At 49.9% G+C, this 737-nt stretch carries 2 tRNA genes and 1 rRNA gene; all 3 read left to right on the forward strand.

The window, feature by feature from the left end:
- The first annotated feature begins 193 nt into the window (after positions 1-193).
- Positions 194-270: transfer RNA gene (locus AB4Z33_RS31110), tRNA-Ile, on the forward strand.
- A gap of 31 nt (positions 271-301) precedes the next feature.
- Positions 302-377: transfer RNA gene (locus AB4Z33_RS31115), tRNA-Ala, on the forward strand.
- A gap of 225 nt (positions 378-602) precedes the next feature.
- A 23S ribosomal RNA gene (locus AB4Z33_RS31120) occupies positions 603-737 on the forward strand; the annotation flags it as partial.

Consider the following 737-nt stretch of genomic DNA (forward strand, 5'->3'; position numbering starts at 1 on the left):
ACAAGGTAGCCGTATCGGAAGGTGCGGCTGGATCACCTCCTTTCTAAGGAWATACCCGAACCCGATGAGGTTCGGATAGGAAGCATCGCTTCCACAACAGCAATACTCTCAGGCAGGTTTATTGCTCGCTCGTTGTCAGTTTTGAAAGACTAATCGTCTTTCAAACTAAGGTAGTCCAAAACGGAATACCCGAGGGCCTTTAGCTCAGCTGGTTAGAGCGCACCCCTGATAAGGGTGAGGTCGGTGGTTCGAGTCCACTAAGGCCCACCACTATCGACTCTGAGAAGTCGGTACCCATTATGGGGCCATAGCTCAGCTGGGAGAGCGCCTGCCTTGCAAGCAGGAGGTCAGCGGTTCGATCCCGCTTGGCTCCACCAACAACTTTTCCTTCGGGAAAATGTTGAACATTGCACYTTGAAAACTGGATAACGAAAGAAAAGAATTGCTGAAACATCCTTTAGCTGGATATTTATTAACGCTAGTGAAGGTTGTTCGWGATTGTCTCGACATGTTTTCAATTTGTTTCAACCATTTGATGTCTTAGGAGATCGAAGAAACAAAATGAAAAAGGCGAGCAAGCCGAATCAACCGGAACGACGCTAGGTTAAGCTATTAAGAGCGCACGGAGGATGCCTAGGCACCAGGAGCCGAAGAAGGACGTGGCGAACAACGATACCGCCTCGGGGAGCCGTAAGCAGGCTTTGATCCGGGGATTTCCGAATGGGGAAACCCAGCTG

Origin of the sequence: Paenibacillus sp. 2TAB19 (assembly GCF_052115185.1) — a bacterium.
Taxonomy (GTDB): domain Bacteria; phylum Bacillota; class Bacilli; order Paenibacillales; family Paenibacillaceae; genus Pristimantibacillus.